At 55.8% G+C, this 2,394-nt stretch carries 3 protein-coding genes; all 3 read left to right on the top strand.

Annotated elements, in window-relative coordinates:
* Positions 1-119 precede the first annotated feature (119 nt).
* The 3 genes from PG899_RS23905 to sul1 all read left to right on the top strand — a co-directional run bounded on the left by PG899_RS23905 (position 120) and on the right by sul1 (position 2,089).
* Positions 120-752 carry a type B-3 chloramphenicol O-acetyltransferase CatB3 gene (locus PG899_RS23905; RefSeq protein ID WP_000186237.1) on the top strand — a complete coding sequence of 211 codons (633 nt, stop codon included), beginning with the start codon at positions 120-122 and terminating at the stop codon, positions 750-752.
* Between the two features lie 156 nt (positions 753-908).
* Positions 909-1,256, top strand: coding sequence for a quaternary ammonium compound efflux SMR transporter QacE delta 1 (locus PG899_RS23900; protein WP_000679427.1), 348 nt, complete (start codon positions 909-911; stop codon positions 1,254-1,256).
* Positions 1,250-2,089, top strand: a complete 840-nt coding sequence (gene sul1, locus PG899_RS23895) for a sulfonamide-resistant dihydropteroate synthase Sul1 (protein WP_000259031.1) — start codon at positions 1,250-1,252, stop codon at positions 2,087-2,089. Before PG899_RS23900 ends, sul1 begins: the two co-directional genes overlap by 7 nt.
* Positions 2,090-2,394: the final 305 nt, after the last annotated feature.

The raw sequence follows: 2,394 nt of genomic DNA, 5'->3' as shown, positions 1-2,394 counted from the left end.
CGCCCAACCCTTCAATCAAGTCGGGACGGCCAAAAGCAAGCTTTTGGCTCCCCTCGCTGGCGCTCGGCGCCCCTTATTTCAAACGTTAGACGGCAAAGTCACAGACCGCGGGATCTCTTATGACCAACTACTTTGATAGCCCCTTCAAAGGCAAGCTGCTTTCTGAGCAAGTGAAGAACCCCAATATCAAAGTTGGGCGGTACAGCTATTACTCTGGCTACTATCATGGGCACTCATTCGATGACTGCGCACGGTATCTGTTTCCGGACCGTGATGACGTTGATAAGTTGATCATCGGTAGTTTCTGCTCTATCGGGAGTGGGGCTTCCTTTATCATGGCTGGCAATCAGGGGCATCGGTACGACTGGGCATCATCTTTCCCGTTCTTTTATATGCAGGAAGAACCTGCATTCTCAAGCGCACTCGATGCCTTCCAAAAAGCAGGTAATACTGTCATTGGCAATGACGTTTGGATCGGCTCTGAGGCAATGGTCATGCCCGGAATCAAGATCGGGCACGGTGCGGTGATAGGCAGCCGCTCGTTGGTGACAAAAGATGTGGAGCCTTACGCTATCGTTGGCGGCAATCCCGCTAAGAAGATTAAGAAACGCTTCACCGATGAGGAAATTTCATTGCTTCTGGAGATGGAGTGGTGGAATTGGTCACTGGAGAAGATCAAAGCGGCAATGCCCATGCTGTGCTCGTCTAATATTGTTGGCCTGCACAAGTATTGGCTCGAGTTTGCCGTCTAACAATTCAATCAAGCCGATGCCGCTTCGCGGCACGGCTTATTTCAGGCGTTAGATGCACTAAGCACATAATTGCTCACAGCCAAACTATCAGGTCAAGTCTGCTTTTATTATTTTTAAGCGTGCATAATAAGCCCTACACAAATTGGGAGATATATCATGAAAGGCTGGCTTTTTCTTGTTATCGCAATAGTTGGCGAAGTAATCGCAACATCCGCATTAAAATCTAGCGAGGGCTTTACTAAGCTTGCCCCTTCCGCCGTTGTCATAATCGGTTATGGCATCGCATTTTATTTTCTTTCTCTGGTTCTGAAATCCATCCCTGTCGGTGTTGCTTATGCAGTCTGGTCGGGACTCGGCGTCGTCATAATTACAGCCATTGCCTGGTTGCTTCATGGGCAAAAGCTTGATGCGTGGGGCTTTGTAGGTATGGGGCTCATAATTGCTGCCTTTTTGCTCGCCCGATCCCCATCGTGGAAGTCGCTGCGGAGGCCGACGCCATGGTGACGGTGTTCGGCATTCTGAATCTCACCGAGGACTCCTTCTTCGATGAGAGCCGGCGGCTAGACCCCGCCGGCGCTGTCACCGCGGCGATCGAAATGCTGCGAGTCGGATCAGACGTCGTGGATGTCGGACCGGCCGCCAGCCATCCGGACGCGAGGCCTGTATCGCCGGCCGATGAGATCAGACGTATTGCGCCGCTCTTAGACGCCCTGTCCGATCAGATGCACCGTGTTTCAATCGACAGCTTCCAACCGGAAACCCAGCGCTATGCGCTCAAGCGCGGCGTGGGCTACCTGAACGATATCCAAGGATTTCCTGACCCTGCGCTCTATCCCGATATTGCTGAGGCGGACTGCAGGCTGGTGGTTATGCACTCAGCGCAGCGGGATGGCATCGCCACCCGCACCGGTCACCTTCGACCCGAAGACGCGCTCGACGAGATTGTGCGGTTCTTCGAGGCGCGGGTTTCCGCCTTGCGACGGAGCGGGGTCGCTGCCGACCGGCTCATCCTCGATCCGGGGATGGGATTTTTCTTGAGCCCCGCACCGGAAACATCGCTGCACGTGCTGTCGAACCTTCAAAAGCTGAAGTCGGCGTTGGGGCTTCCGCTATTGGTCTCGGTGTCGCGGAAATCCTTCTTGGGCGCCACCGTTGGCCTTCCTGTAAAGGATCTGGGTCCAGCGAGCCTTGCGGCGGAACTTCACGCGATCGGCAATGGCGCTGACTACGTCCGCACCCACGCGCCTGGAGATCTGCGAAGCGCAATCACCTTCTCGGAAACCCTCGCGAAATTTCGCAGTCGCGACGCCAGAGACCGAGGGTTAGATCATGCCTAGCATTCACCTTCCGGCCGCCCGCTAGCGGACCCTGGTCAGGTTCCGCGAAGGTGGGCGCAGACATGCTGGGCTCGTCAGGATCAAACTGCACTATGAGGCGGCGGTTCATACCGCGCCAGGGGAGCGAATGGACAGCGAGGAGCCTCCGAACGTTCGGGTCGCCTGCTCGGGTGATATCGACGAGGTTGTGCGGCTGATGCACGACGCTGCGGCGTGGATGTCCGCCAAGGGAACGCCCGCCTGGGACGTCGCGCGGATCGACCGGACATTCGCGGAGACCTTCGTCCTGAGATCCGAGCTCCTAG

It is taken from the genome of Aeromonas sp. QDB39 (assembly GCF_027707585.1).
In the GTDB taxonomy this organism is placed as follows: Bacteria; Pseudomonadota; Gammaproteobacteria; order Enterobacterales; family Aeromonadaceae; genus Aeromonas; species Aeromonas hydrophila.
The sequence above is the reverse complement of the archived record's forward strand: the minus strand, read 5'-3'. Positions and strand labels throughout refer to the sequence as shown.